This is a genomic window from Aquimarina mycalae (assembly GCF_029906345.1).
In the GTDB taxonomy this organism is placed as follows: Bacteria; Bacteroidota; Bacteroidia; order Flavobacteriales; family Flavobacteriaceae; genus Aquimarina.
In genome coordinates this window covers 1-2,544 of record NZ_JARYGY010000026.1, presented here as the reverse complement: position 1 = coordinate 2,544, position 2,544 = coordinate 1, and the positions used below count along the sequence as shown (strand labels likewise).

At 33.4% G+C, this 2,544-nt stretch carries 2 protein-coding genes; both read right to left on the bottom strand.

Annotation, left to right across the window (positions count from 1 at the left end; translation table 11 throughout):
- Positions 1–103: 103 nt before the first annotated feature.
- The gene (gene istB, locus QBK95_RS22865; RefSeq protein ID WP_280936886.1) at positions 104–832 is read right to left on the bottom strand and encodes an IS21-like element helper ATPase IstB; all 729 of its coding nucleotides are present in this window, start codon (positions 830–832) and stop codon (positions 104–106) included.
- Between the two features lie 17 nt (positions 833–849).
- Positions 850–2,391, bottom strand: coding sequence for an IS21 family transposase (gene istA, locus QBK95_RS22860; RefSeq protein WP_280936885.1), 1,542 nt, complete (start codon positions 2,389–2,391; stop codon positions 850–852).
- Positions 2,392–2,544: the final 153 nt, after the last annotated feature.

Below are 2,544 nucleotides of genomic sequence, written 5' to 3'. Positions count from 1 at the left end.
TGGAGATTCCTATGAATTTGACCCATCCATTCCTGTTTAAATTGCGCATAGTAAAACAGGTTCTAAAAAGAGCGGTTTTGTGATTATAAAAGTATAAAAAATATTATTGTTTTTTTCTTTTTCTTCTCATAGATTCTCCTTTGAGTTCAACTCTATGAGCAGCGTGTACTAGTCTGTCTAAAATTGCATCAGCAATAGTTTGTTCACCGATGATTTGATGCCAGCCAATAACAGGTAATTGTGATGCAATAATAGTAGATCGTTTTCCATGTCTATCTTCAATAATTTCCATAAAGGCTTGCCTTTTATTATTATCGAGTTCTTGGAGTCCAAAGTCGTCAAGAATAAGTAGGTCTTGTCTTTCTATTCTATCAATTTCCTTAAGGTATGATCCATCAGCTTTTGCCAGTTTAAGTTTACTGAAGAGTTTGTTAATATTGTAATATTTAACTCTATAGCCTAAAGAGCAGGCTTGATAACCAATAGCAGAAGCAATAAAACTTTTTCCTACTCCAGTACTTCCTGTAATGAGTATGTTTTCTTTATTTTTGATAAACTCACAGGAAGTAAATCTCATCAATAGATTTTTATCCATCATTCTTGTTGGTTCAAAGGATATTTGTTCTACAGAAGCTTTATATCTGAACTTTGCTGCTTTGGTTAGCCGTTCAATCTTTCTGTTATGTTTATCATCCCATTCTGATTGTAATAAGTAGGCTATTAATTCATCATTAGTATAATGAAGGTGATTTGCCTCTAATGTTGTTGTAAAGGCTCTATGCATGCCATATAGCCTTAGTTGTTTCATTTGATTTAATGTTTGGTCATTCATAATATATAATGGTTTAATTATTTATAGTAATCGCCTCCTCTGATATTATTGTGTTTAGGAATAGAGGATTCTGTATTGGTATCTTCTTGCAAGTAATCCAATCCTTTTTCAAGAATATTTTTTATGCTTTGATAGTTGATACGTTCATAGTCTAAAGCTCGTTTACAAGCATTATCTAGACGTTCATTTCCAACCTTTTTGGAGAACCCAAGCACTCCTGCACAGGATTTATAGGATTGTTCTGGATGTTGTCTTTTTGCTAGTAATAAGGTGATAAGGGTTTTACAGTGGTCTCCAATACCATCTGCCCAGTTTAAAAATGTATCAGGGTTCCAATCGGCTACATAACGATGTGTAGAAGGCATATGTTCTCTATCTGTAGTATAACCGTAGCGTTTTATTCCTCTTTTATGAACAGCAATACGTTTTTGTTTATAATAAATCTCAACGGTATCTTTAGTATAAATGATGCGAACTTTCTTTCCGATATATCGATAAGGAACACTATAATGATGTTTGTCTTTATTAATATGTATATGAGAAGTCTTATATACTGTCCCCATTAAATAATCTCGTAATTGATACTTCTCTGTAGGTAATGGTAGTAATTCTTCTTGTTCTAAAGATGTAAATAAACCCAGCCTAGAACAATCTCTAGCTTGGAAGTTCATCGTATTATGTTTAGCCGTAAGCTTCAATACAGCATCATTTAAAGCTCCAAGGGTATAAAAATCTTGAGTATTTAACTCAGCAAAAACCCTAATATACATAATCTTTACCGCGTTCTCTACTAATGCTTTATCTCTTGGACGATATGTTCTAGTTGGTAGTATAGTTGTATCATAATGAGTAGCCATTGCTAATAAACTCTCATTGAGAATAGGTTCATATTTACTACTCTTTGTAACCGCTGATTTTAAATTATCAGTTACTATTGCTCTAGGAACGCCTCCAAAAAAATGTAAGGCATTAACCATACAACCTATAAAATCTTCTCGTTTTTGAGATCCGCATGCCTCTACATAGGTATAGCCACTAGCTCCCAGTATAGCAATGAAAACCTCCATCTCTTTTATTACTCCTGTTGATGGATCTATAACCTGTAACTTCTTTCCTGTAAAATCTACAAACATTTTATCTCCAGCCTTATGAATAAAACGCATCACTGGACTTTGGGTTCGTGACCATACTCTATATAAATGACAGAATCTAGAATAAGAGATAAACACCTTTTTGTTTTGATAATAATTTTCCCAAAGCATGAATCTGGTAACTCCAACCTTTTTAAGCTGTTTGCTCATCTCTGGAAATAACTTAAAAACATAAGGGTGACCTGTAGTTATGGTCTCATCGATCCGTAATAATAAACGTAAATCTTCTGTGTTAAGACTATCTATTTCCTCACTAGTGAGTTTACTCTTTACTAGTATCCCTATATATTTACGAACTGTATTTCTGGAGATACTTAATTGTTTGCTAATCTTTCGTTTACTGACTCCTTGAGTGTATAAACGATATAACTTCTTGATTTTTCGCATGTCTAAAATAGTATTTGCCATGGTTATTTTTATTGGTTATAACCATACAAGTTATTTAATACACGCTCTTTTTAGGGGTGGGTCAATTTAAACAGGAATACCCAGGTCACTTTAAATAGGATTCAATGGGTCACTTTCGCAGGATTAAGTGGGTCAGTTTGGCAAGAATTTCCA